This is a genomic window from Methanolobus profundi (assembly GCF_900114835.1).
GTDB classification, from domain to species: domain Archaea; phylum Halobacteriota; class Methanosarcinia; order Methanosarcinales; family Methanosarcinaceae; genus Methanolobus; species Methanolobus profundi.
The window spans coordinates 30,804-56,575 of the sequence record NZ_FOUJ01000005.1; the positions used below are offsets into that span (position 1 = coordinate 30,804).

26 protein-coding genes and 2 tRNA genes are annotated in these 25,772 nt (G+C 44.3%); 13 read left to right on the forward strand and 15 right to left on the reverse strand.

The genetic code is table 11. The features are described 5' to 3' along the window. Window positions 1-62: 62 nt before the first annotated feature. Window positions 63-263 carry a hypothetical protein gene (locus BM008_RS11270; RefSeq protein ID WP_091937059.1) on the reverse strand — a complete coding sequence of 67 codons (201 nt, stop codon included), beginning with the start codon at window positions 261-263 and terminating at the stop codon, window positions 63-65. 143 nt (window positions 264-406) lie between these two features. After that, a complete protein-coding gene (locus BM008_RS11275) occupies window positions 407-871 on the reverse strand; it encodes a YqaA family protein (RefSeq protein WP_091937061.1) in 465 nt (154 codons plus the stop codon). A 185-nt stretch (window positions 872-1,056) separates the two neighbouring features. On the opposite strand from BM008_RS11275, the gene BM008_RS11280 reads away from it, so the two are divergent. Then, entirely contained in the window at window positions 1,057-3,348 is a 2,292-nt protein-coding gene (locus BM008_RS11280; protein ID WP_091937063.1) for a PAS domain S-box protein, read from the forward strand. Between the two features lie 6 nt (window positions 3,349-3,354). Here the strand turns inward: BM008_RS11280 and BM008_RS11285 are convergent, their stop codons facing one another. Then, complete coding sequence (locus BM008_RS11285; RefSeq protein ID WP_091937065.1) at window positions 3,355-4,821, reverse strand: DUF4139 domain-containing protein; 1,467 nt, start codon at window positions 4,819-4,821, stop codon at window positions 3,355-3,357. 108 nt (window positions 4,822-4,929) lie between these two features. On the opposite strand from BM008_RS11285, the gene BM008_RS11290 reads away from it, so the two are divergent. The 3 genes from BM008_RS11290 (at window position 4,930) to tpiA (ending at window position 7,804) form a co-directional block, all read left to right on the forward strand. Then, window positions 4,930-5,541, forward strand: coding sequence for an endonuclease III domain-containing protein (locus tag BM008_RS11290; RefSeq protein ID WP_091937067.1), 612 nt, complete (start codon window positions 4,930-4,932; stop codon window positions 5,539-5,541). A 227-nt stretch (window positions 5,542-5,768) separates the two neighbouring features. Then, window positions 5,769-6,947: a bifunctional 5,6,7,8-tetrahydromethanopterin hydro-lyase/3-hexulose-6-phosphate synthase gene (locus BM008_RS11295; protein ID WP_091937069.1), complete on the forward strand. Its 1,179-nt coding sequence runs from the start codon at window positions 5,769-5,771 to the stop codon at window positions 6,945-6,947. A 188-nt stretch (window positions 6,948-7,135) separates the two neighbouring features. Beyond that, window positions 7,136-7,804: a triose-phosphate isomerase gene (gene tpiA / locus BM008_RS11300; protein WP_091937071.1), complete on the forward strand. Its 669-nt coding sequence runs from the start codon at window positions 7,136-7,138 to the stop codon at window positions 7,802-7,804. Between the two features lie 39 nt (window positions 7,805-7,843). Here tpiA and BM008_RS11305 read toward each other — a convergent pair whose 3' ends face one another. The 6 genes from BM008_RS11305 to BM008_RS11330 all read right to left on the reverse strand — a co-directional run bounded on the left by BM008_RS11305 (window position 7,844) and on the right by BM008_RS11330 (window position 14,211). Then, window positions 7,844-9,175, reverse strand: coding sequence for a prephenate dehydrogenase (locus BM008_RS11305; protein ID WP_091937073.1), 1,332 nt, complete (start codon window positions 9,173-9,175; stop codon window positions 7,844-7,846). Window positions 9,176-9,177: 2 nt separating this feature from the next. Then, complete coding sequence (aroE, locus tag BM008_RS11310) at window positions 9,178-9,993, reverse strand: shikimate dehydrogenase (protein WP_091937075.1); 816 nt, start codon at window positions 9,991-9,993, stop codon at window positions 9,178-9,180. Further along, window positions 9,990-10,694 (reverse strand): type I 3-dehydroquinate dehydratase, encoded by a 705-nt coding sequence (aroD, locus tag BM008_RS11315; protein WP_091937077.1) that lies wholly within the window; start codon window positions 10,692-10,694, stop codon window positions 9,990-9,992. The genes aroE and aroD overlap by 4 nt, the downstream gene beginning before the upstream one ends. A 14-nt stretch (window positions 10,695-10,708) precedes the next feature. Further along, on the reverse strand, window positions 10,709-11,851 hold the full coding sequence (locus tag BM008_RS11320; protein ID WP_091937078.1) for a 3-dehydroquinate synthase II: 1,143 nt from the start codon (window positions 11,849-11,851) through the stop codon (window positions 10,709-10,711). Between the two features lie 35 nt (window positions 11,852-11,886). Next, window positions 11,887-12,684 (reverse strand): 2-amino-3,7-dideoxy-D-threo-hept-6-ulosonate synthase, encoded by a 798-nt coding sequence (locus BM008_RS11325; RefSeq protein ID WP_091937080.1) that lies wholly within the window; start codon window positions 12,682-12,684, stop codon window positions 11,887-11,889. Between the two features lie 159 nt (window positions 12,685-12,843). Next, window positions 12,844-14,211 (reverse strand): DUF7125 family protein, encoded by a 1,368-nt coding sequence (locus BM008_RS11330; RefSeq protein WP_091937082.1) that lies wholly within the window; start codon window positions 14,209-14,211, stop codon window positions 12,844-12,846. Between the two features lie 267 nt (window positions 14,212-14,478). Here BM008_RS11330 and BM008_RS11335 point away from each other — a divergent pair, with 267 nt between their 5' ends. Continuing rightward, window positions 14,479-15,048: a GMP synthase subunit A gene (locus BM008_RS11335; protein WP_091937084.1), complete on the forward strand. Its 570-nt coding sequence runs from the start codon at window positions 14,479-14,481 to the stop codon at window positions 15,046-15,048. A gap of 33 nt (window positions 15,049-15,081) precedes the next feature. Here the strand turns inward: BM008_RS11335 and BM008_RS11340 are convergent, their stop codons facing one another. From BM008_RS11340 to BM008_RS11355, 4 genes are all read right to left on the reverse strand, one after another. Then, entirely contained in the window at window positions 15,082-16,401 is a 1,320-nt protein-coding gene (locus tag BM008_RS11340; protein ID WP_091937086.1) for a signal recognition particle protein Srp54, read from the reverse strand. 82 nt (window positions 16,402-16,483) lie between these two features. Beyond that, entirely contained in the window at window positions 16,484-17,317 is an 834-nt protein-coding gene (locus tag BM008_RS11345; protein WP_091937088.1) for a DMT family transporter, read from the reverse strand. A gap of 112 nt (window positions 17,318-17,429) precedes the next feature. Next, window positions 17,430-17,504 (reverse strand) — tRNA-Met (locus BM008_RS11350). Between the two features lie 123 nt (window positions 17,505-17,627). Beyond that, a tRNA-Met gene (locus BM008_RS11355) sits at window positions 17,628-17,702 on the reverse strand. A 178-nt stretch (window positions 17,703-17,880) separates the two neighbouring features. Here BM008_RS11355 and BM008_RS11360 point away from each other — a divergent pair. From BM008_RS11360 to BM008_RS11375, 4 genes are all read left to right on the forward strand, one after another. Beyond that, entirely contained in the window at window positions 17,881-18,579 is a 699-nt protein-coding gene (locus BM008_RS11360) for a phosphoribosyltransferase (RefSeq protein ID WP_091937090.1), read from the forward strand. Window positions 18,580-18,596: 17 nt separating this feature from the next. Further along, the gene (gene mtnP, locus BM008_RS11365) at window positions 18,597-19,460 is read left to right on the forward strand and encodes an S-methyl-5'-thioadenosine phosphorylase (RefSeq protein ID WP_091937423.1); all 864 of its coding nucleotides are present in this window, start codon (window positions 18,597-18,599) and stop codon (window positions 19,458-19,460) included. A gap of 74 nt (window positions 19,461-19,534) precedes the next feature. Then, on the forward strand, window positions 19,535-20,002 hold the full coding sequence (locus tag BM008_RS11370; protein WP_091937092.1) for a Zn-ribbon domain-containing protein: 468 nt from the start codon (window positions 19,535-19,537) through the stop codon (window positions 20,000-20,002). Between the two features lie 24 nt (window positions 20,003-20,026). Next, window positions 20,027-20,773, forward strand: coding sequence for a heparan-alpha-glucosaminide N-acetyltransferase (locus tag BM008_RS11375; protein WP_091937094.1), 747 nt, complete (start codon window positions 20,027-20,029; stop codon window positions 20,771-20,773). A 21-nt stretch (window positions 20,774-20,794) separates the two neighbouring features. On the opposite strand, the gene BM008_RS11380 is transcribed toward BM008_RS11375, so the two are convergent. After that, the gene (locus tag BM008_RS11380) at window positions 20,795-21,697 is read right to left on the reverse strand and encodes a pirin family protein (protein WP_091937096.1); all 903 of its coding nucleotides are present in this window, start codon (window positions 21,695-21,697) and stop codon (window positions 20,795-20,797) included. A 415-nt stretch (window positions 21,698-22,112) separates the two neighbouring features. Further along, window positions 22,113-23,201, reverse strand: a complete 1,089-nt coding sequence (dinB, locus tag BM008_RS11385) for a DNA polymerase IV (RefSeq protein WP_091937098.1) — start codon at window positions 23,199-23,201, stop codon at window positions 22,113-22,115. Window positions 23,202-23,389: 188 nt separating this feature from the next. Between dinB and BM008_RS11390 the strand changes: the two genes are divergently transcribed. The 4 genes from BM008_RS11390 to dapB all read left to right on the forward strand — a co-directional run bounded on the left by BM008_RS11390 (window position 23,390) and on the right by dapB (window position 25,609). Then, window positions 23,390-23,608, forward strand: coding sequence for a hypothetical protein (locus BM008_RS11390; protein ID WP_342707576.1), 219 nt, complete (start codon window positions 23,390-23,392; stop codon window positions 23,606-23,608). A 117-nt stretch (window positions 23,609-23,725) separates the two neighbouring features. Next, window positions 23,726-23,920 (forward strand): 30S ribosomal protein S17e, encoded by a 195-nt coding sequence (locus tag BM008_RS11395; RefSeq protein ID WP_091937102.1) that lies wholly within the window; start codon window positions 23,726-23,728, stop codon window positions 23,918-23,920. Between the two features lie 25 nt (window positions 23,921-23,945). Then, on the forward strand, window positions 23,946-24,821 hold the full coding sequence (gene dapA / locus BM008_RS11400) for a 4-hydroxy-tetrahydrodipicolinate synthase (protein WP_091937104.1): 876 nt from the start codon (window positions 23,946-23,948) through the stop codon (window positions 24,819-24,821). Then, window positions 24,818-25,609, forward strand: a complete 792-nt coding sequence (gene dapB / locus BM008_RS11405; RefSeq protein ID WP_091937106.1) for a 4-hydroxy-tetrahydrodipicolinate reductase — start codon at window positions 24,818-24,820, stop codon at window positions 25,607-25,609. The genes dapA and dapB overlap by 4 nt, the downstream gene beginning before the upstream one ends. The last annotated feature ends 163 nt before the right edge of the window (window positions 25,610-25,772 follow it).

Consider the following 25,772-nt stretch of genomic DNA (forward strand, 5'->3'; position numbering starts at 1 on the left):
TTAAAGGATAGGATAGAATTGGCTACTGGATCTGTGTATCTGTAGTTGCTCTTTCTACTGTGTCATTGGTTGTACTTTTTTTTTAGTACAACATAGGTTATCAATGCTACAACGATAGTTCCTACGAATATACTTATTAGCGCAGTTGTAGGCGGCAGATACGTATATGCGATGATTGCCAGCAGAGTTCCAAGGATAACTGCGGCAGGTATGAGCAAAGAGTTTTTCTTTAGTGTCTTTTCATCGATTTCTAGTTGTGCCATTTTCATCCCTTTAAAAAAGGTTTAGCTATCTTTGGTAATATATATTTATTTATATGCTCGTGTAGGGTATATATAATTTTTCCTTCTTGCTTTAATTGTTTGAACAATTATGAATTAAAAATAGAAATCTGATAACATCGTTACTAAAAAAATACCATTGTACTCATTGTAATATATGTGATTGTAACATATCTTGCAAGTTTTCCAATGAACACATAAAATGAGAATATTTTGAAATCCAGCTTAAGAACTCCTCCTGTTGCTGCAATGGCATCGCCTATTAGAGGTAACCATGTGAATATCAGGAGGAATGCACCATATTTTGAGAACAATCTATCTGTTCTCTCAAGTTGCTCTTTTGATATTGAGAAATATCTTTCGATCACATCGGTGCGTCCTCGTATCCCAATATAATATGTAGTACAGGCTCCCAGATAATTGCCAATGGACGCTACCATGATTATGGACAGGGGGTCAAAACCTTTGCTTATAAGCAATATAACAAAGGCCTCTGAACCAAGTGGAAATATAGTGGAGGCCAGAAAACTTGCTATGAACAGGCCTGTAAATGCATGTTCCTCTATGAATCCTGTGAAAAGTTCTATCATTTTTAAGTCTCTTGTTCAAAACTGTTCTTCAATTGATCTTGTTAATGTGCTCATAAATTTATATATTAATATGATGTATATTTGATGTGCAACGGTCTCCCTCTACCGGTGTACCCTACTAATACGGTATGACCTCTATATCTTACCAATAGTTTACTCGTATCATATACAAGGTTAATCTAACCATGGAAAAAAAACCTGCACATTCAATATTGATAGTTGATGATGATCCCCTCAATGTCAAGCTTCTAGAGACATTTCTATCAAAGGACTATAAGATCCTCAAGGCCTATAGTGGAGAAGATGCTCTTTCTATCATAGGCATGGAGGAAGTGGATCTTGTTCTTCTTGATATAATGATGCCTGGGATCGACGGTTATGAAGTGTGCCGCAGGATAAAATCATCACGTTCAACACAATTCATCCAGGTAGTAATGATCACGGCTCTTTCTTCCAGGGATGACCGGATAATGGGACTTGAAGCAGGAGCTGATGAATTCCTTGTTAAACCCATTGACCGGATCGAGGTTATAACTCGTGTGAAGACACTTTTGAATAGCAAGGAACTTTATGATGAACTAATATCCGAAAGGGACCGTGCACAGGATTATCTTGATATATCCGGTTGTATGATCGTTGCCTTCGATAGCGATGGAACGGTCAAACTTGCAAATAAGAAGTGCTGCCATGTACTTGGTTATGAGGAATCAGAACTCATCGGCAAGAACTGGGTCAGAGATATTGTTCCTCCGGAGGACCGGGATGGTGTATCATCTGTATTCAGCAATGTCGTAAAGGGCAATATTGATGAGGTGTCTGTCTTCGAGAACAGTGTTCTTACCAAGAATGGTGAGAAACGGATAATCCACTGGAACAATGCCTATATGAGGGACAGTGATGGCAATATCATAGGGACCCTTAGTTCCGGATCAGATGTGACCGAAGAAAGAATGGCTACCATGCGTCTGAAGGCTTCGGAAGAGAAGTTCAGGATACTTTTTGAGAATGCTGCTGATGCGATCATCATTTTTGATACCGACTGCAATATAATCGATGTTAATTCAGTTGCATTTGATATGCTTGGGTATAAAGAGGATGAATTGCTCAAGATGTCCAGACATGACCTCGTGGCACCTGCTAGCTATGGCACATGTGATGAAAAGGTTGCAGATGTGATGGACGATAAATGCAACCGCTTTGAGATCACCTACATGAAAAAGGATGGGACCCTTATACCTGTTGAAATGGGTGTCAGGGTGATCGAATACAATGGTATTAGCGCTCTTCTGAGCAATGTAAGGGATGTAAGCGAACGCAAGAACTCAGAGAAGGTGTTAAAGGAAAGTGAACAGAAGTTCCGCCTGCTGGCCGAGAATGCCAATGATGTGATATGGACACTAGATAAAAGTGGCAGGTTCAACTATACCAGTCCTTCTGTTTTCAAGCTACGTGGCTATACTCCTGATGAAGTTGCCGAACAGACATTCGATGAGATATTCCCTCCTGAACACAAGAACACGGTAATAGGGGCAATAGCTCGTTTCTACGAGAAATTGGAAGCAGGAGCTGGTAATTATTCTGAGAAATTTGAGATAGAGCAGTATCACAAGGACGGTCATCGTGTGTGGACCGAAACAGTTGCCAATCCTGTATATGATGATGAAGGCAACTTCCAGTTCTTCCTTGGCGTTTCCCGTGACATTTCGGAGAGGAAGAGGGCTGAAGAAGAGATCGATCATTATACTGAAGAATTGGCTAAAAAGAATGAGGAACTCAAATCCCTTGACCGGATGAAGGATGAGTTCATCTCTAACCTGAGCCATGAGCTCAAGACCCCTCTTATCTCTATAAAAGGTTACAGTGAGCTAGTTCATGATGAGGTGCTGGGTCCACTTAACTCCAGGCAGAAGAATGCCATGAAGACGGTTCTGGATAAATATGATCATCTTAGCTTCCTCATGGACTCGCTGATATACATGAGCATTGTAAAATCCGGTAAGGTCCATTACAGGCTGGATCCGATCAGGGTGGTGGACAGCCTTAACAAAGTCATCGATTATTTCAAGTTCCAGTCACAGGATAAGGCACTTATCCTTCTGATCGACATTGAGGATGATCTGCCTTTGATAAAAGGTGATGTAGAGTATATGCCTTACCTGTTCAGGGCAATTATAGACAATGCGATCAAATTCAGCCAGTCTGGCTCTGAGGTCCTTATAAGCGCTTTTTCTGAAGATGATAAGGTCCATATAACCGTAACTGACTCCGGGATAGGAATACCCAAACATGAACTTCCCAATATCTTCAGGCGTTTCTATCAGGTGGATGGTTCCATGTCCAGAAGGTATGGTGGAAGCGGCCTTGGACTATATGTCAGTAAGACCATAGCCGAGATACACAATGGGGAGATATGGGTTGAGAGCGATGAAGGTAAGGGAACCACGGTTCATGTCAGGTTCCCTATATTCAGGTCATAAACCGCTTTAATATTCTGTTTCCACGGAGTATGTTATCTTTTTCTCACCGTCTGCTGGTACTTTGACCTTAAATTCAATGGTTGATGAGTCAATTTCGGTGAAGCTATCTGATGAACTCAGAATTTCCCAATCTCCTCTGAAAGTTTCTATCACATTGATCTCTACGCTTTCTTCCTTGTGATTCTTCAGTTCAATAACAAAAGTTCTTTTCTCCGAGGTATCTCCTGTTCTTTTGTAATAGCTCTGTCTTCTGTCTCCGGTGATATCAAATGCATTTCCTACCAGTATCTCAACTTCTTCATCTTTTGGTGTGTGATCTATTTCATCTTCTCCCAGGAATTGAAGTTGCCCCTGAGAATCTGATTTGTATACCCTGACAACTCCTTTTGGAAGGGGTGTACCAAGATCGTTCTCTTCTGAATTGTTGATCTCAAGTATAACTTTGATCTTATCTTCGTTCTCATACAGATATTTCTTCTTTACCGGTATCTCATCAGATGACAGCAGAGCTATTTGCTTTACTTCATTGTTATTCAGTGTCGTGGTTCTTTCCAGTGTGTACAGGTGATAATCAAAAAGAGATTCCTCAGCTACCGACAGGTCTGCAAAGAAACCTGCAAAAGTTTCAACTTCCATGGATTCATATCCATCATATATCTTGTAGGATGCTTGGCTGACCTGATTTATATCTCCTGCAACCAGTTTCAATTTTGCATTTTCAAAAGTCGTTCCGGCCTTATTGTCAACAGTGACCCATCCGTCCAGGTTTGCTTCTGTGTCATCTTCATTTATTTTGACAATGTAGTTTGCTTTCCAGTTGATACCATCTGTAAGATAGGTGGTGAGTACGTCCCTTTCCCCGTCAACAGAAGAGTATACTTGCCACACGAGGGTCGGTTTTGTGAGTAGTCCGGCAGCATCCGGATATTCTATCTTTGATACTTCAGAGAGGGTAACAATTCCATCATTGGTCTTGAGGACAATGTTCTCTGAATGGCTGAGCAGTTTTCCGCTATATGTTATCCCTTCCATATCGGTGACTATTATCTCTTCATCCAGGTATTTGTCCAGAAGCTTGCTGCTACTGACCAGGTCATACTGGTAGTTCTGTTCAATGACAAAAGTATCCGGGTTCTCGGTATCCTCGAAAGTTACGGATGTGGCATCTATGCCTGAAGCGACATCCACGAACTCGACCAGGTTTATCCCTGTTCTAAGGTCTATGTTCCTTTTATCTTTTACAAGAGCAATATTCTGGTTATATACGGTAAGTTCTGTATCCTCACTCATTTCATCTGCAGATGCTATCTCAAAGAACGATGCTATTGAGTTTGTTTTTGTTGCGACCGTTGAATGTGATATATGGTTGATCTCATTGTCGTATGAAGTCTCTTTTCCGCTTTGCAGGAGTGCACTTGCTGCTGTGACAAGTAATATCAGCATGGCTATGTAAAATATTTTCTTTGAATGCATAATTTAAGAAAGAAGTATGTATTATTAATAAATTTTGACAAATATCAAATAAATGTAGGGGCAGGAGTTCTGAAAAGGACTTTATATTTCGAGTCCGATCATTACTCCATGTATGCCGAAGATGTAGTCGCACGCCTCAGGGAATTGTATCCTGGTGGATATTTCCACATCAATAAGGACCCTTTCTATCTTCTGATCTCCACTGTGCTGTCCCAGCGCACACGTGATGATGTGACAATTCCAACGAGCCAGAAACTTTTCAGTGTGTTCGGCACGGTTGAGGAAATGGCGCAAGCAGATGTTGATGAGTTACAGGAGCTTATCAGGAATGTGGGCTTCTACAGGGTGAAGGCGCAGCGTATACTTGATATTTCCCGTATCATTCTACAGGACTACGATGGAGTTGTTCCAGATAGTATGGATGAACTTCTGAAACTTCCCGGAGTTGGTCGAAAGACTGCTAACTGTGTGCTTGGTTATGGTTTCGAGCAGGATGTTATCGCAGTGGATACTCATGTACATAGGATCTCCAATCGTATGGGTCTGGTTGAGACCTCGGAGCCGGATGAGACCGAGAAAGAGCTTGAGAAGGTACTCTCAAAAGAGGACTGGAAGGACATTAACGGACTCATGGTGCTGTTCGGACAGAATGTATGCAGGCCGGTGGGTCCAAAATGTAATGAGTGTATTATGGATGACATCTGTCCTAAGATCATCTGACCATCATCAAACTAAAAATGGGAGTTTCAACAAAGTATTTATTGATATATTCTATATAAAGCAGAAATCTCGTGAACCATGCCATAACTCTAATATATAAAGCGCTGGTTTGCACGAGAGTCGATAAATTTCATAGTTATAAATAGTATAATTGCTTAATTAAGAAACTATAGGCAATTACGAACTACGGATGAGTTATTTATCCACTATCTATACGAGTGAGAATCATGTTACTAATCGGAGAAGCATTAATCGGCGAGGCACCAGAACTCGCACACGTTGACCTTATGATCGGAAACAAAGACGGTCCTGTAGGTCAGGCATTCGCAAACGGATTAACACAGCTTTCAGCAGGTCATACACCTCTGCTTTCAGTTGTCCGTCCAAACCTTCCAACAAAACCTGCAACACTTATCGTGCCAAAGGTAACAGTAAAGAACATGGACCAGGCATCCCAGATATTCGGTCCTGCACAGGCTGCTGTTGCAAAGGCTGTTGCAGATGCTCTTGAAGAAGGCGCATTCGGTGACCTCGATGTTGAGGATATCGTTGTTGTTGCAAGTGTCTTTATCCACCCTGAGGCAACTGACTACAACAGGATCTACAGATACAACTACGGAGCTACAAAATTGGCAGTAAAGCGCGCAGTAGATGGCTTCCCTGACATTGACACAGTACTCAAGGAGAAGGACAGAATGGGTCACGCTATCATGGGATTCAAGGTATCCAGACTCTGGAACCCACCATACCTTCAGGTTGCACTTGACAATCCAAACCTTCCTGTTATCCAGAACATCGTTAAGCAGATCCCTAAGAGCGACCACGTTATTCTTGAAGCAGGTACACCTCTTATCAAACGCTATGGTGTTGACGTGATCAGCAAGCTCAGAGAGATCCGTCCTGATGCATTCATAGTTGCTGACCTTAAGACCCTGGACACAGGAAACCTCGAGGCACGTATGGTAGCTGACGCAACTGCAGACGCAATTGTTGTCTCCGCACTCGCACCAGTAGCAACCCTTAACAAGGCGATCGAGGAAGCTCACAAGACAGGTATCTATGCTATCATGGACACACTCAACTGTGACGACCCAGTAGCAGTACTCAAGCAGCTCGATGTACTTCCTGATGTAGTTGAACTCCACCGTGGAATTGACATCGAGGAAACAGAGCACGCATGGGGCAACATCGACGACATCAAGGCACTCTCACCAAAGATCCTGGTGGCAGTCGCTGGTGGTGTACGTATCGACACTATGCCAGCTGCACTTAAGGCAGGCGCAGATGTCCTTGTAGTTGGAAGAGCTATCACCAACGCAAAGGATGTAAGGCAGGTCGCAGAGAAATTCATTGAAGGTCTTAACAACCCTGAGATCGACCAGTTCAGAGTTATGACCGACTTCTAAGCGTGTGGGATTTCCACACTCTTATCTTCTTTTTTCTTAACTTTTAGTCTCACTTTTCACCTCTTCTCACTATTCCCTACGTTTCTCCCAAGATTCTCCCACGTTTATATTTATAGTTGGAGTTACATCTCTATTGCTGCGTACAAGATGCGCATACTGATATTCATATGATCATTGGAGAGATTTAATTGAGTTCTACACTAATTGTCCTTAACCTCAAAACATACCTTGAGGGCACAGGCGAAGGCGCCGTAAAGGTTGCACAGGCATGTAAAGAAGTTGCAGATGACAGCGGAATTGAAATTGGTGTTGCACCACAGTTCTGTGATATATACCGCGTTGCATCACAGGTTGACCTGCCGGTCTACTCACAGAGTCTTGATCCGGTCGGAGCAGGCAGCTTTACAGGACATGCATTCGTCCAGTCCATCAAAGACGCAGGCGCAGTTGGAACCCTTATCAACCACTCCGAATGCCGTCTCACACTTGCGAACATCGATGCATCCATCACAACTGCAAAGAACGCAGCTCTCAAAACAATAGTCTGCACCAACAACGTTGCAACTTCAGCGGCAGCAGCAGCACTCGGTCCAGATTATGTTGCAGTAGAACCGCCAGAGCTTATCGGCTCCGGCATCCCTGTATCAAAAGCAGACCCTGGAGTAGTCACAGGTTCAGTTGATGCAGTAAAGAGGATCAACCCTGCAGTACAGGTTCTCTGCGGTGCAGGAATCTCAAAAGGTGAAGACCTTGCAGCAGCTCTTGAACTTGGTTCAGTTGGCGTTCTGCTGGCATCAGGTATCGTGAAAGCTGCTAATCCTAAAGCAGCACTTGAAGACCTTGTAAGCAAGGTCTGATTATTCTTTTTTTAAAATAAGTAAAAACCATTTGGGATTTCATATTAGTTGCTCTTCTCCTCGAATAGTGCAACCAATGCCCTTAAGCTGCCTCTCCACTTCCTGATGCACCTTTTCAGCTTCAAGATCGCCCATGATCATCACGCGGAAAGTAACACTCAGCCTTTCAGTACCTTTAATGCCATCATACCTGTCAATGATCTCAATTGAAACGATGTCATCATTACAGGAAACAAGCTCCATGATAACATCTGCATTAGCTCCCTCGGGGATAAGTACAGATATATCTCTTAGATGGTGTTCGAGGTTGTCGAGTTTCCACTCATGCATCTTCTCTTCATCCAGCAAACGGATGTTCTCTATTTTAAGTGATATCATCCTGCTTCCACATTCGAGAACAACATCTCTTGGTGTCACTTTCTCGACAATTCCAGTATGGACTATCCCTGAATAGATGTGTCTGACACCGATCTCCTGTCCTATGGAATCCAGCAACTTGTCGAATTCAGCGATCTTTGAGTTTATGAGCTTGTCAGAGCGGCGAAGTGCAGATGCAGTATCTCCGAAATGTACTGCTGCCTCTTTCATTTTGTTGGTGAAGGCTTCAACATCCTTTTTCCTGACAATTGAGGACATCTCGCTGCATTGATTCATGAAAGCATCATGAACTTTGAGAACTTCCGGGTTCTCCATCTGGATGTATGCGTAGAGGTATGGGTTCTGTCCGATTATCCTGCCAACGAAATCAAGCATGATGTCGTAGACCGGGCTCATGAACCTTCTTGATTCGTTCACGCTGAAATCAAGGGCATCAAAGGTGGTTCCTATGGTGATGTATGCGAAGTGTGTAAGTCCCTGCACAACGGAAACGAACCTGTCGTGCTCTGCTGGGGTGATAACTTCGATGTGTGCGCCGTTGTCCTCAAAAAGTGAGTGCATGATCGGGAACCATTTATCACATCGTCCTTCGATGGGTGTTAGAATGAATATCTGGCCGTGCAGACTTGGAATAGATGGTCCGAACATAGGGTGGGTACCGAGTATCTCCACACCTTCGGGAGCATACTTCTTCATGGCCTCGGTGGGTCCGACCTTAAGTGATGTGAAATCCATAAGCAGGCTTCCACTCTTCATTTTAGGGGCAGTCTCACTGATGACCCTCTCGGTTATATTGATAGGTACTGTTACGATAACAATGTCGCTGGTGCTAATTGCAGCATCAAGGTCACTGGCGAACTCAACTCCCATTCGCTCTGCAACCTCAATTTTCCCGCTGCTGCCCCAGACAACAACATCGTAACCGTGGTTCTTAAAAAAGGGAGTGAACCACTGTCCCATCTCGCCGGTACCGCCTATGATAAGGACCTTCAAACTCAGAAGCCCTCCAAAACTGCTTTTTTCATAACATCGATCGGTGGCTCAACGCCAGTCCAGATCTTAAATGCCTCTGCACCCTGGTAGACAAGCATCATCTCTCCGGTGACAGCTTTAGCACCGGCTTTCTTTGCTTCTTTCAGGAGGGTGGTTTCCAGAGGGTTGTACACTATATCGAATACAGTAAGGTCTGAGTGCATGTCCTCTGCTGTTGCTATCGTTCCCTCGGTCTTTGGATGCATTCCGAGGGTAGTGCAATTGATGAGTATATCACTGTCAGCTATCAGTTCTCTAATATTGTCAAGTCCGCAACCTCTGGCACTGCCAACTGCCGACACGCCGGCTGCAAGCTCAACAGCTTTCTCTTCGGTCCTGTTGGCTATGGTGATGTCCGCTCCATCCTTTGCGAACTGGAATGCGATAGCTCTTGAAGCTCCGCCTGCACCTACTATCAGTACATTGGAACCATCTATCTTCACTCCTTTTTCCTCAAGGCTGCGTTTAGCACCAAGTCCGTCAGTATTGTAACCGACCATGCCGTCCTTGAAGTCAACGGTGTTCACTGCACCGATACCTTCTGCAAGTGGGTCTGCATCCACTATCTTCAATGCTTCCTGTTTCAGCGGAACGGTGAGGTTCACACCACCAAAACCCATTGCTTTTGCTCCAAGGAGTGCATCCCTCAGGTTCTCGGGGCTGACCCTGAATGCATGGTATGTGCATTCCATGTCAAGTTCCCTGAAAGCTGCATTGTGCATGTCAGGGGACTTTGAATGTGCTATCGGGTCACCGAATACGCCAAAAACTGTTCTCAAAAGAGTATCTCCAGAGCTGACTTTAGTTCGTGTATCTTTATCTGTCCGGGTGCAACTGCCTGTGCTATTGCTCCGTATGTAAGACGTGAACCGTAACATGGTGCAACGATGCGGCTATGTTTGCCGATCTCTCCCATTGCAATGGTGCATACTGGTTTTTCCATATCGGCGGTTGCCTGCAATACGTCCAGTACATCCTGTTTTGACTTTGCCATGACTGCAAGTTTTGCGATATCGCCACCAGCTTCGTGTGCGCTGTCAAGTATCTTTTTCATTATCTCGACAGAAGGGGTTCCGTCAAAATCATGAGCAGAAACAATAACTGTCACTCCTGCTGCTTTTGCTGCTGCGATGACCATGTTACGCTGATCTTCATCTGCGCTAAGTTCTATGTCAACTGCTTCCACGTAAGGCATGATGTCGATCAGAAGTTTGATCCTGTCATCTTCTGAACCTTCCCACTTGCCGCCATCAGATTGTAATCTATTGGTTGCAATACACGGAAGGCTGGTATTCGCTTTGATCCTGTCAATGGTCTTCTTAGCCTCTTCAAGGTCTGAGAAATTGAGAAGATCAAGTCTCAGCTCAAGGACGTTCGCACCCAGCCAGTTTGCAGCCTTTGCATTCTCAGCGGGGTCATCGTCTATCACTGAAACGATAGCAGGTCGCATGTCAAGGTCAAAAGTACCTATCTTAACCATGAGCAACTCTCCGGTCACTTCTCGATAATGGTCTCTTCGATCTTCATACCGAAGTGACGGCCAATATCCTCTGAGTAGACAAGTATCTCGTCGCCGACCTTTATGTCTGTCACTGCTATTGGTTCCTTGTCCTTTGTGACGAGCTTGATGGTCTCTGCGTTCTGCAGTATGTTCTTGATGATCTTGCCATCAAGGTCAGCTTCCACAAGGATAAGCGGTCTTCTTTCGATCTTTACCCGACCGACAACACCAGTTCTCTGCTTTCCGTCACCGTCAACTATTGTGACCTGGTCGCCGGCTTTGAGCTCTGAAAGGTAGCGTGTCTTCTCTCCTACCTTTATGTAAGCATGTACTGCACCTGCATTCACTCTGAATGGCCGGGAAGCCACGTATGGACTTTCCTCTGATTCTGAGTGCACAAGGAACATTCCATTAGCCTGTGAACCTACAAGCATTCCTTCGCCTTTTACCATGAGGTTGCATGTGTCCACACAGACCCTGTCGCCCATGCCGATGGATTCGACATTTGTGACTACGGCTGTTTTTATGTCAAGACTTGTGACGCCTGCACTTTCAGCGACCTCGGCTGTCTTCTTTATCTGGCTCAGGTCCTTTGTGTCAAGCATTACGCCATCGGTACCGTGTTCCATGGTCTCGAATGCAAGCTTTGCCTGCTCTGAGTTCTGGACACCGGAAAAGAGCTTTACATCCTTCTTCTGCAATCCTGCAATGAGATTCTCAAGAGGAATGACCTGCCAGTCAGTACCTATGGTGATAAGATAATCACAGACACTTCCCATCTCTGCTGCAAAGTTCTCATAGTCCTTGTTGCGAATGATGACGTAGCCTGCGACCTTTAATCCCTTCTCTTTCAGACGAAGAGCTGTTGTGATATCGAGGGATCCTGCGTAATCTGGTGGCAATGGCTTTGTACCGTCTCCTTCTCCTCCTTTACCAACAACGATTATCTCTGCATCCTCAACATCAGTTGAAGCAAAGGCAGCTACCTTGGTTTTTCCAAGTTCCTTCACTTTACCGACATCGGCAGCATCTACCAGTATGGCGTCAACTCCGGATTCCATTCCGGTTGTGATTATAGCCTTGCGTTCATCCCAGTTGCCTTCATCGGCTTTGATCCATATCATTTTATTATTCATATGAGCACGTCCGCAGCACAGAGGAGTAACTGACCTTATTTCAGCATTTCCAGTGCTTCTTCTACTGACTTTTTATGGTGCACTATCTCTGTTATTGCTCTTGTAATTTTTGTAGGGTTCTCGTGCTGGAACACGTTCCTTCCAATTGCAACACCTCTTGCTCCGCCTTCCATTGCACCCTCGATCATCTGAAGGAATTCCTCGTCAGTATTGGTCTTTGGTCCGCCAGCGATAACTATTGGTACAGGACATCCCTGAACAACATCCTTGAATGTATCAACATCACCGGTGTAAAGTGTCTTTACGACATCTGCTCCGAGTTCAGCACCTACTCTGGCAACATGGCCTATAAGTTCAGCGTCATGTGGGTTACTGATGTCCTTACCACGTGGGTACATCATTGCAAGAAGTGGCATTCCCCAGTAGTTGCATTCCTCGGATACGCTTCCAAGTTTCTGGAGCTGGTCCGATTCGGTCTCTGAACCAACGTTCACATGAATGGATACAGCATCTGCTCCCATTTTCATTACTTCTTCAACAGAGCACACTTGTACCTTGTTATTTGGGTCAGGCCCAAGGATGGTCGATGCACTCATGTGAACTATGAGCCCTACATCGTGTCCGTATCCTCTGTGTCCGTGGGTAACGATTCCTTTCTGCATAAGAACAGCATCTGCTCCGCCTTCTGCAACCTTATTGATGGTGTCTGCAACATCGATAAGGCCCTTGATAGGTCCATCTGATATTCCGTGGTCCATAGGGATTATTACAATGTTCCTGCTGTCTCTGTGCATTATTCTTTCTATGCGTATCTTCTTTCCAATATCTGACATTTGCTTTAGCCTTCTGTTAAGTTAATAATTGTGCAGTAATGTATTTTAATGTACATTACTGTATTTATACTATCTGTGTTACTATGTGACATAGTAGCACGGTTTATTATTTAAAGTTTTTTGTGCAGCTTACTAAAGTGAAAAAAGAGGGAGGGTGTATCAGATATCTTTCAGGAACTCGCCGATCTGTATCCCTTCAGAAGTTATGTCATATCCGATAAGATGTTTCTCATGGTCACTACCATGCATCTTAAGGATGGACATGGTCTTCCTGATCTCCTTATCGATCTCGGCATGTTTGAGGAGTATCAACACATCTGCAAGGGAGGATACTGGTATCTCTGCCACAAGTACATTGTTGCCTGCAGCCCTGTTCCCGCTTATGAGCATCGATGTAAGTCCCATGTTCTTGAAAAAACGCAGGAGATTGGCGATATGTTCTCTTTTAGCAACAGGTTCTTCAAATACGTAGTCAAATCCTGATATATCATCAAGGAGCACTCTTTTTGCCCCTATCTCCTCGATATTCTTCCTGAGCTCTACTGTGTGTTTGCAGGAATTGATATCAGAAGGTGGGGTGTATATGATCCTGATAAGGTTTTTCTGTTCAAGTTCCTCGAGTTCAAGTCCAATGCTTGCAGCGTAACGTCTCAGTTCTGTGGGATTATCCTCAAAACTGCTTATTATCCCTGGCTCTCCGTTCATTGCACCATACACTATGAAGTGTAGCCCAAAGGATGTCTTTCCCGTACCTGTGTTCCCTGCTATCAATGTGGATGATAGTTCGAAGAGTCCTCCACGGCTCAGTTCGTTGAATTTTGTTATCCCTGCATCGATCCGTTTCAGTTCTGATGTATGGTCGAGGTTCAGGGCATTGATCCTGGGATATATCGCGATGCCTTCACTCGATATGTCAAAGGTGTGTTCTCCTTCCATGTAGTCGGAGTTGTTCATCTTCATTATCTTTATCGAACGCCTGCTTCCTCTTCTCTGGATGTTCTGTGAGAGATAGACTATTCCTTCTACCACATCGCTGATCACAGACCTCCAGACATCGGCTTCTGCCATTGTTCCTGTAAGGTAGACTATGGCATTCCATTCTCCTATTGCAGAACTGAGGGAATAGATGAACCTTCTTCTTTCAGCTTCAGGGAAGCCGAATCCAATTGGTGTGACCGAGTCTACAAGTATACGGTCTGGTTTAAGGGAAGCAACAACATTCCCAAGCTCAACTAGCATTGTCAGTGGGTCCCTTTCAACGGAACTAATGTTGAATACACGTATGTCCAGCCCTTCTTCGTAGAAACTGTAATTCGAAAGTCCTTCTCTAACACCATTTTCAGATTTTGTGGTGATGCAGATGTAAAGTGCTTTCTCTCCGTTCTTGACAGCTTCGCATAAGCTCTGGATCCCGAGGATCGTCCTTCCGCTCCCGGGGTTACCTGCGATCAGGGTTGTGGATGGTGCAGTAAGACCTCCTCCGAGTATCTCGTCAAAACCGGGTATTCCCGTTGATCTGTTTTCCAATGTAGTACCTCGTCCAATAAGTGATATGGATGTAAGGAGAGCACTTACGCTCAGGATTTATATGTAATTTCCTCTCCCTTAGTTAGTTTTGTTTGTACTTTTACTTAACATTATTCATTAACAGATATAACAAGTATTTTATTTAGTAGCATTTGAACAAATAATTGTAATGGAACAATATGAGTATGAAACCCTCTTATATGGTTAATTACTATTAGGGCAGTATCATATACAAATACGCGAACAAATCTATAAAAGGAAAGATCTATGAGAGAATTAAAGATCCTTGTTATCAATAACTATGGGCAGTTCTGTCATCTTATCCATCGTGCAGTAAGGGATCTGGATATGGATACGAAGATAGTTGCCAACACCACACCTGTGGATGACATACTTAATGAAGAGCCGGATGGCATCATCCTTAGTGGCGGACCTACAATGGACCGTGCAGGTATATGTGCTGAATATGTGGAAAGCATCGATATTCCGATCCTTGGTATCTGCCTTGGTCATCAGGTCATTGCCAAGACATTTGGCGGTGAAGTGGCATCTGGTATGGCAGGTGGCTATGCAGACATCGAAGTTGAGATCGTTGATGAGGATGAGATCCTAAAAGGACTTGGTCCTAAGACCTCCGTGTGGGCTTCACACGCTGATGAGGTTATAACTCTTCCTGAGGATTTCATACAGCTTGCAAGATCCAACATCTGTGAATATGAGGCAATGAGGCATATTGACAGGCCGATATTTGGTGTGCAGTGGCATCCTGAGGTTGCACACACCGAAAAAGGAGAACAGCTTTTAACTAATTTCTTCGAGATATGTGAGACCTATTAGGTCTCGCATTCTTCTATGTGAAACCTGCTGGTCTCACATTCCCATTTTCTTCATCATTTTTTGCATATTGAACTTTCCACCACGGAATCCTTTCATGGCGGTCTGCATCATTTTATGATATTTCAAAAGTTCCCTGACATCTTCAGGACTTGACCCTGATCCTCTGGCGATCCTTTTGATACGGGAGCTGCCAATGGTCCTTGGGTTGAGCATCTCTTCTTCCGTCATGGAATCCATAAGAACTCTATAACGGCTGAGCTTGTCACCTGTGACCTGGTATGCATCTTCAGGTATCTTGGCACCCATTCCGCCAAGTGGTAACATCTGCATGATCTGCTTCATTGGTCCCATCTTGTTCAGGCTCTCAAGTTGCTTGTACATGTCCTTGAGCGTGAACCTGCCACGGAGCATTGCTTCCATGTCAAAGTCCTCTTCTCCAAGGGCTTCCTCTGCCTTTTCTATAAGGCTCTTGATGTCACCCATTCCAAGGAGTCTTGAGATGAACCTGTCCGGTTCGAACCTCTCAAGGTCTTCCGGTGTCTCTCCAACACCAATGAATGCGATAGATGAGTTTGTCTCGGATACTGCGGATAGTGCACCACCACCCTTTGCTGTACCGTCGAGCTTGGATATTACAACACCTGATATTCCTATGGAATCATTGAATGCACGTGCCTGTTCGCTTGCCTGCTGTCCAATAGCACCATCAAGTACAAGCAACTTGTAATCAGGTTTTGCCACACTGTGTATGTCTTCCATTTCCTTGATGAGATCTCCTTCAAGTGAGTGGCGACCTGCTGTATCCACGATGAGTACGTCGTTCTTTTGAAGCTCTTTGAGACCTCTTTCCACGATCCCTACTGCATCAGGGTTACCTTCCTCTCCATAGAATGCAACGTTGAGCTTTGTACAGAGGGTACTGAGCTGTTGATATGCTCCTGGTCTGAACGTGTCAGCACAGACTACAGCTGGCTTCAGTCCTTTTCTCTGGAAATAACGTGCAAGTTTTGATGTGGTTGTGGTTTTACCGCTACCCTGCAGACCTATCATCATGATGGTCTGTGGTTTGAGGGGAATGTCTGTGCTCTTCCCGATTATATTGATAAGTTCCTGGTAGACTATCCTTATAACGTGTTCTCTGGGGCTCATTCCAGAAGGCACTTCTTCTTTAAGTGCACGCTCTTTGATCTGCTTTGACATTTGCATGACCAGTTTGACGTTAACGTCAGACTGCAGCAAAGCTCTCTGGATATCTTTGACTACCTCGTTTACGGTACGTTCATCGATGCGTCCTGATTTCACTATTTTTTTAAGGGCATCCTGCAGGGAATTCCCAAGTTTATCCATTACCATTTAAGGATCATCCTATTCAGTTCTCTCTTTTGTTGTATTAAATGGGGAGTTCATATTTAATTCTGTTGTGAAATGTACACTTTCAGGATATCAGTATCACGGCCAGCATAACAGAGATAACTCCTGCCCATTGTCTGCTCTTTAGTCTTTCCTTCATGAGCGCCCATGCGAGGAGTATGGTTATGGCCGGGTATAGTGAGGTAAGAATGGCAGCAATGTCCAGTCTTCCTGCCTTTGCTGCAAGTACGTAGAATACATTTCCTCCTGTATCAAGCACTCCGGCAAGAAGTATGAGTGGGAAGTATCTGATCCCGCTTATCTTTAGCTGTTTCATATACCAGGCTGCGATAATGAATGCTGAGATGCTTGCTACTCTGGCTCCTACAAGCGGCCAGTATATTCCCTCTGCCTGCACCTGATCGATAAGTATCATGAAAGTACCGAATCCTGTTCCTGCCAGGAACGGGAGTTTGAGCTTTTGCAGTTCTATCTTCGGACTGTCTTCGTCTCTGGAGATGAGCCATACTCCTATGAATGCAAAAAGAAAACCTATGAGCTTGCTTGTGGGTGGCAGTCCTTCTGTTATCATCCCGAAGGACATGGGTACAAGGGCACTGATCACGGCTGTTACCGGTGCTACGACCCCCATCTTCTCTATGGATAAGGCATAGTACAGTGCAAGAAGTCCCATTCCTCCGGCAAGTCCTGCAGATGCACCCCACAATATATCTGTCGTTGGTGGGATGCTTTCGGAAAAAGTAATTGCTGATGCAGTAAGCAATATCAGACCGATGGTCTGGGATACGATGGCAACTATCAGGACCTTATTCCTTTTTGTGGCAAAACCGCCGCTAAAATCTGCAGCTCCCCAGCAAAGTGCTGCAGCAAGTCCATACATTATAATAGATGGTTCCATCTGACATCACTCTTCGATCGTTTGAAAACTGTAGCTGGTAATAATATTAATAACATTGCCATTCAGGCAGTATCAATATGCATAACTCATGATCGATATAAAATTAGAAAAGTAGCGGGGGATAGATTCGAACTATCGGTCTACGGGTTATGAGCCCGTCGGGATCTCCTGGCTACCCCACCCCGCTTCAGGGATCGAAGTTTAATTTGAAAAGATAATCATTCTATGTTTGTATACTATATGTATATTTCCAAAATACGTCTCTAACACACTAATTGATAATTGATCAAGATATTAATGTTAGAATTAGTAGCGGGGGATAGATTCGAACTATCGGTCTACGGGTTATGAGCCCGTCGGGATCTCCTGGCTACCCCACCCCGCTTCGGAGATTGCTATTGATTTTGGAAGGGTACTCCCCCATGAACGATTTAATTGTACATAAAGGTTGCGTACAATGGGGTATTTTCGCCATAGGCAAAATTAATTATGGCAAAAATATATCTGTTATCTCTCTAAATATAGTGATTCATCTGTTTATATTTGTATTGGAGAGACGATAAATGGCCTTACCTGATAAATTCAAATGTGTTGTCACGAACTGGGATTATATCTATGACCTGTGCAGGGAAGTTGCAAATGAAGTAAAAGCTTCAGGATACGAACCTGATATGATAGTTGCTCTTGCAAGGGGTGGCTGGTTCGCAGGACGTGTATTATGTGATTTCCTTGGTCTTGATGATCTTACCAGTCTGAAGATCGAGCACTATCTTGGAACTGCACTTGCAGGTGATGAGCCTATGATCAAGTACCCTCTTGCTGACAATGCAGTTGCAGGAAAGAAGATCCTTATCGTTGATGATATTGCAGACACCGGTAAGAGTCTCATGCACTCAATTGAATATGTGAACGAGCAGGCTCCACAGGAAGTAAGGACTGCTTCTCTCCAGTACCTTGATTCATCAGAATATGATCCAGATTACTGTGGCGAACGTCTTGAAGAGTGGGCATGGGTGGTCTTCCCATGGAACTTCATCGAGGATATGACCGACCTGATCTCAACACTAATGACCAAAGAAGATAAGGAGCTCTGGGATATCGCTTCTATCAGGCACGGTCTCTACATGTATCATTCACTTGATTCATTCGCATTTGAAATAGCTCAGCCTGGCAGGCTTCCTGAAGTTCTGGAAGAGATGCATCGCAGAGGTATAGTATGCTCTGTGAATGAGGATGGGAAGCAGTACTGGAAACTCGCTTGATCTGGATAAGTGATAATATGCAGGAAAAAGCTGATATTGCAATAATTGGCGGCAGTGGCATCTATGATGCAGCTCTGCTGGATAATGTCCGTGATGTGGACATCGATACTCCTTTTGGAAAACCATCTGATTCCATTACAATAGGTGAGCATGGAGGTATGACCGTATGTTTCCTTCCAAGACATGGTGTGGGACACAGGATATCTCCATCTGAACTGAATTCAAGGGCAAACATCTTTGCTCTCAAGAAGCTTGGTGTCAAACGTATAATCGCAGCATCTGCTGTGGGTAGTCTGAAGGAAGAGTTCAAGCCACTGGATATTGTCATTCCAGATCAGATATATGATCGTACAAAGTCCAGACCATCTACATTCTTTGAGGACGGTATTGTGGTCCACATGGGATTTGCAGACCCGTTCTGTCCGGAGACCTCAAAGGCCATAGTTGATGTTGCTAATTCAAAGGGTTACAGTGTCAAGGAAGGTGGGACCTATGTCTGTATGGAAGGTCCGCAGTTCTCAACACGTGCAGAGTCCCGTGTGTATCAGTCCCTTGGTTTTGATATTATTGGTATGACCGCTATCCCTGAGGCAAAGCTTGCTCGTGAAGCTGAGATCTGCTATTCCATGATAGCCACAGTTACAGACTACGACGTATGGCACGAGGAAGATGTCACCATCGAAGCTATCATTGAGAATGCAATGAAGAACGAGGCTGCTGTGAAGGATATTATCATATCAACTCTGGATAAGTTGAGCCTTGAGCAGAACTGTATGTGTAAGGATGCCCTCATGGGTGCTATTACCACAGCTCAGTCCATGATCCCATATGAGACAAAGAAACGTCTTGATCCTTTGATCGGAAGGTATCTTGAGGAGTGATGAGCCTGCTATCAATTACAGGCTTATCGCAAGTGTTTTAATATATCATGATGCTTATTTAATTCGGTGGACCAATGCCTCATAAGTGCACACGATGCGAATCTATCTTTATAGACGGTGCTTCAGTAATATTGAGCGGATGCCCTAATTGTGGCTGGAACAAGTTCCTCTACGTAAAAGATGAGGAAGTTGAGAAACCTGCTTCTGAAGATGCTGAGACTACTGAGACAGGGGAAGAACACATCATCGATGAGACCTCGCATGAGAAGACAGATGATGATTCGTCCGAGCCTATTATTCGTGAGATCGATGATATCCTTGGTGTTGAAGAAAAGAAGCCCAGTGTCACTGAAGAAGATGGTGAGAGGGTAGAATCCGTACGTATCCTTGGTCCCGGTTCGTATGAGCTTAACCTTGATTCCCTGCTTGACCGCAAGGAGATCGTCATGGCCATCAAAGAGGATGGTGCATATGCTCTGCATCTTGGTTCTGTTTTCAAGGACAATAAAGATAAAAAAGATAAGAAAAAGAAGAAAAAGTGATACTTCTCTTTTCCGGGACAGGCAATGGATAAAATTCCAAAAGAACGGTTCTTTGAAGTTGACGCCTTCCGCGGTATCGCTATCCTTCTGATGGTAATATACCATTTCTTTTTTGATCTTGATTTTCTAGGTATCCGTGAGTTCGATACACATTCCGGTCTGTTGCTTGTTATCGGCAGAAGTGCTGCTATTATGTTCATCTTCCTTGTAGGGGTATCTCTTACGCTGAGCTACTCAAGAGCAAAAGCGCTTTCAATTGATAACCAGGACAAGATCATCCATGATCTCAAAAGAGGTGCAGGTATCTTTGGCTGGGGTCTTGTTATTACAGTTGTCACAGCTACTTTCCTTGAACAAGGAACAATATATTTTGGGATACTGCACCTGATAGGTGCTTCTATTATCCTTGCATATCCATTTTTGAGATACAGGAAATTGAACCTCGTTATTGGTCTTGCTTTCCTGCTAGCAGGTATCTTTATGGATAATGCCTATGCAGGTTTTCCATGGCTCCTCTGGCTTGGTATCAAACCCTATAGCTTCTATACTCTCGATTACTTCCCACTGATTCCCTGGTTCGGGCTCGTCCTTCTGGGTATCTTCACAGGGAATAGCCTGTATCCAGATCACAAACGCAGTTTCAGGATGTGTGATTGTGAGGGAAATGTGGCTGTGAGATTGCTTGGCTATCTGGGGAAGAGATCATTGCTGATCTATCTGGTTCACCAGCCTGTGATCGTTGGGACGCTGCTACTATTGATGTATATATAATGGGATTACGGCTTTGCCAGTTCACTTCACAAAAGTCCCGTTCCTGTAATCCTCAAAGGCCTGCTGCAATTCTTCCTGAGTGTTCATGACAATGGGTCCATACCAAGCGACCGGCTCTCCTATTGGCTTTCCGGTCATCAGCAGGAATCGGACGCCATCTTTGCCGGCTCTGACAACTATCTTATCGCCGTCATCGAACATGACCAGATTCTCTTTTCCGGTGGATGAGCCGGTTTCAAGGTCGAAATACTTTGCTCCATCAACTTCGTATGAATACTGGTCGTTCTCGGGGTCGAAACATCCATCTCCTTCTATCACGTATGCCAGTACGGTGTAGCCGGGTTTTGTGGGATATTCAAAAACGGTATTTTCAGGTATTGTTATGTCGAAGTATTCCGGGTCTGTGACTATGTCCTTCACAGGTCCCTGGACTCCATCTATATTGCCGCAGATGATCTTTATTCGTGTACCGTTCTCTATGCTTATCTCAGGGATCTGGCTGCTCTTCACTTCCTGGTAGCGTGGGTCCATCATTTTATGGGAGGCAGGCAGGTTTGCCCATAACTGGAATCCCCACAGGTTCTTGTCAGCATCGCCTTTTGGCATTTCCTGGTGGATAATACCGCTGCCTGCGGTCATCCATTGAACGTCCCCTGGACCGGTGGCTCCTTTATTGCCCATGCTGTCTCCGTGTTCCACATCTCCCTGAAGGACGTATGTTATGGTCTCCATTCCTCTGTGAGGGTGCCAGGGGAAACCCATGATGTATTTCTTCGGGTCATTCGAATGAAAATCGTCCAGCAACAGGAATGGATCAAGTTCCGGTACGTGGTTGAATCCAAATGCTCTCTTTAGGTGTACTCCTGCACCTTCTACAGTTGGCATACTCTTCAGTATCTTGCGTATCTTTCTAATATTTCCCATAATTCTCCCATGGAAATATTGTCTTCAGGTGGTATTAAACATTTTTAGTGGAGGTGCAGTTGTGTAATTATGCCTGCAAGATCGGTTCTGTAGGGTCCTAATTTGAATACAGAGATAAATTTAAGGCAATCAACAAACAAATCAATTATTTTCATCTTTTCGGATCTTGCCGGCTTCGCCGGACCCTTCGGGATGGTTGAAGTTACTCATGACTTCCGATTAGCAAAACTATTGTCCATCGTATCCTTGTGTTTATGGTATCTGCAAAATATCATTTAGGAGCAAAGAACAGTACGACCATCCGCCTTAGGCGGCATGTTCCATTTCCACTAATTGAAAATAATTGGTTTTATTCGGAATTAATAGGTGTTGACTTCAAAACTGGAATTGACAGGATATCTACAGAGCCGCAAGATCAAAGAAAATCACTCAAAAAAGTCTGTCTCTCATCTATCTTCTCGAGCTTTGTAACTCCAACTCCAAGTAGCCTGAACCTTCCTTTTCCAGTGAACTCTTCCATAAGGGTGAGTGCTGTTCTCTGAATAGCATCTTTATCGGTAGTGGCTGTGTTAAGTGTCTTTGCCCGCGTATACGTCCTGAAATCTTCAAAACGAACTTTTATAGTCACTGTCCTGAACCGGAATCGCTTCTTCATCATGGCTGAATGCACTTTCTCTGTGAGGTCTATGAAGGCTTTCTCGATGCTTTTTGGGTCGGAAATATCCTCATCAAAAGTGTCCTCTGTGCTCACGGACTTCACTTCTTCCCGCTCTTTTACCTCCCGCATGTCGATCCCATTTGCAAGCTGATGCATGACCACGCCAAATTTTCCGAACTTTGCTATCAAAAGCTGGACATCACAGGTTGCAAGCTGTCCTACGTTCTCTATTCCCATCTCTTTGAGAATAGGCTGTGTCTTTTTACCGATCCCTGGTATCTTTGATATGTGCAGGGGGAACAGGAACTCCTGTACGTTCTCGGGCCTGACCACAGTCAGCCCATCAGGTTTGTTGAAGTCCGAAGCTATCTTTGCAATTACCTTGTTGGGTGCAACACCAATGGAACATGTTAGTCCGTGGAGGCGTTTGACCTCGCTTTTGATCTTATTTGCAAGTAGTGTGGCCGATCTATAATCATCGATCGAATCACCTATGTCGAGATAGGCCTCGTCAACGCTGACCTGTTGGAATTTGTCAGCAAAGATACGTATGGTGTTCATGATCTCAGAGGAAACCTGCTTGTAGAGCTTCATGTTCACCTTGAGATATGCAGCATTGGGACACAGTCTGTATGCTTTTGATATTGGCATGCCGGAGTGTAGTCCGAATTCCCTCGCCTCGTAGGAGCAGGTGCTGACAACTCCTCTTCCGCTGCCGCCCTTTGGGTCAGAACCCACCACCACTGGCATGCCTTCAAGTTCAGGTCTGTCCCTTACCTCTACGGAAGAGTAAAAACTATCCATGTCAAGATGCAGTGTGATCCTTTCCCTGATCGAGTTTTTCATTTGATCACTATGTATATTCGGGGATTTATCTAATTATGCCTGCTTGTTGTCTGCGGAACTCTGATATAAGATACTGACCTTGAACAACTATCGGATGAAGGAGTGAAGGTGCAGGTATGTATGAATATATTGCCATGTTGGCGTATGTTGTTGTTCTATTTCTCACTTTGAGGGATATACGCATTTATATGAGGACAGGATTCCTTTCCTATCGAAAAGGAGTTATCAAAGGAATCATTGCATCGACTATCGTCCTTGTTGGGATCTTTGTGACCTACATCAACATGAGCTTCGGACTCCTGTTGGTCCTGATCGCTCTGTTCATCAATCAAAAAGGTCCCAGAGAGCGTGTTTTCGAAGATGCTAATACCATGGACCGTCTACTGGGAAAGACTGATATACAATAATGACTTCAGGTGCAGTTCCAGTAATCCAAAAGGTATAAATGTAAGGGTATTTATTATACCCGAACAGCACTATTATAGAGTTTCATCTTATAATGAATATCATAATGGAGAATTATCATGGGAAATATTAGACAAACAAACATCAAGAGAATTGCAATTCGCTTAGCAGAGAACCACGGTGACGTATTTACAACAGACTTCGACGTCAACAAGCACCTTGTAACAAAGTACACAACAATAGAGAGTAAGGTTATCAGAAACCGTGTAGCAGGTTATGTTACAAGGAAGATGACACACAGACCAAGAGAGTAAGAGTTCTGGAGAGGGGGCTGTTCCCATGTTCGAAGGAGTTTTACCTGCTCTTGTAACGCCATTCTCAAATGACGGTTCAATTGACAAAGAAAGTTTTAAGAATATTGTCAATTTTGTTGAGGAAGGTGGCGTTTCCGGAGTTGTTGTCTGTGGTACGACCGGTGAATCTGCAACCCTGTCAACAGGGGAGCATAAAGAACTGATCAACCTTTGTATCGATTGTGCGAAGGTTCCTGTCATTGCCGGTACAGGTTCTAACAACACGGCTGAAGCGGTCGAGCTCACTAAACACGCAGCGGATGCGGGAGCTGATGGCGCTCTCATAATATCCCCATATTATACCAAACCTAACAATGAAGGTCTGGTAGCTCATTTTAAAAAGATAGCGGAGTCTACGGACATACCTATCATATTATATAATGTTCCTTCCCGTACTGGACAGGACATGCCTCTGGAAGTTATTGTAGAGCTTTCTAAAGTGGATAACATAGTTGCTGTGAAGGAAGCAAGCGGCAATCTTGCTAAGTTATCACAGATCCTTGAGGAAACCGTGGATGAGGACTTTGAGGTTCTCTCAGGCGAGGACGGACTAACATTCCCTATACTTGCCATGGGCGGCGCAGGAGTTATTTCTGTAGTTGCTAACATCGTTCCTGAAATGATGGTCAAGATGTATGACGCTGTAAAAGAAGGCGACCTTGAGACTGCAAGAAGGATCCATTTCGAAGTATCCCCGCTTATACGTGCATTGTTCACAGAGACCAATCCAATTCCTGTAAAGCGTGCAGTAGAGCTTATAGGACTTTCAGGCGGAACCATGAGACTTCCACTTGCACCTTTGAGTGAAGAGAACAGTGTTACACTGGAGAATGCTCTTCGCAAGCTGGGGTGCATAGCATGATAAATGTTGGAGTAACAGGTGCTTCAGGAAGGATGGGCAGGCTCATCATTGACAATATACTCAGGTCCGAAGATGTCTGTCTCACATCAGCATTCGATCTTGTTAATATCGGAAAGGATGTCGGCGAGGTAGCTCAGATCGGTACTTTGAACGTACCATTATCCCATGTCGATGATATGGAGCCGGTCCTTAAAGAGTCAGGTACTCAGGTACTGATCGATTTTACAATTGCTAACGCAACAGCGGTGAATGCTCCAAGGGCAGCAGCAAGCGGAGTCGATCTTGTTATAGGTACAACCGGTCTTACAGCTGAACAGAAAAAGGCGATCGAGGATTCAATTCTCGAGAACGGAGTATCAGGGATAATCTCCCCTAACTATTCAGTTGGTGTGAATGTCTTCTTCAGGATACTCAAAGAAGCTGCAAAGTATCTCGGTGACACTGATATCGAGATAATTGAAGCTCATCATAATCAGAAGAAGGATGCTCCAAGCGGTACTGCAAAGGGTGCAGCTGAGGTTATCAGCGAGGCTCTTGGTGGCAAGGAATATGTCTACGGACGTGAAGGTCTTGCTCCACGTGGTAAAGAAATAGGTATACATGCAGTTCGTGGCGGTGACATTGTAGGTGACCATACAGTTCTTTTCGCCGGTGATGGTGAAAGGATCGAGATAAAACACCAGGCACATTCAAGACAGGCATTCGCAGGCGGTGCAGTAAAGGCAGCCGCATGGATCGGTAATGCAGATCCAGGTCTTTATACAATGCAGGATATTCTCGGGCTATAAAGCCAAACCTTTTTTTTAGACCCTACATGTTCATTTGTGGCGTAGTTCTACTTTTATGTGTACACAACATTGTGAATTGAGGCAGTTTCAATGAACATGGATTTTATATATTTGCCACAATATATTTGTGTTTGTAGCATATGTGTTATCTGTGCCATTGTTA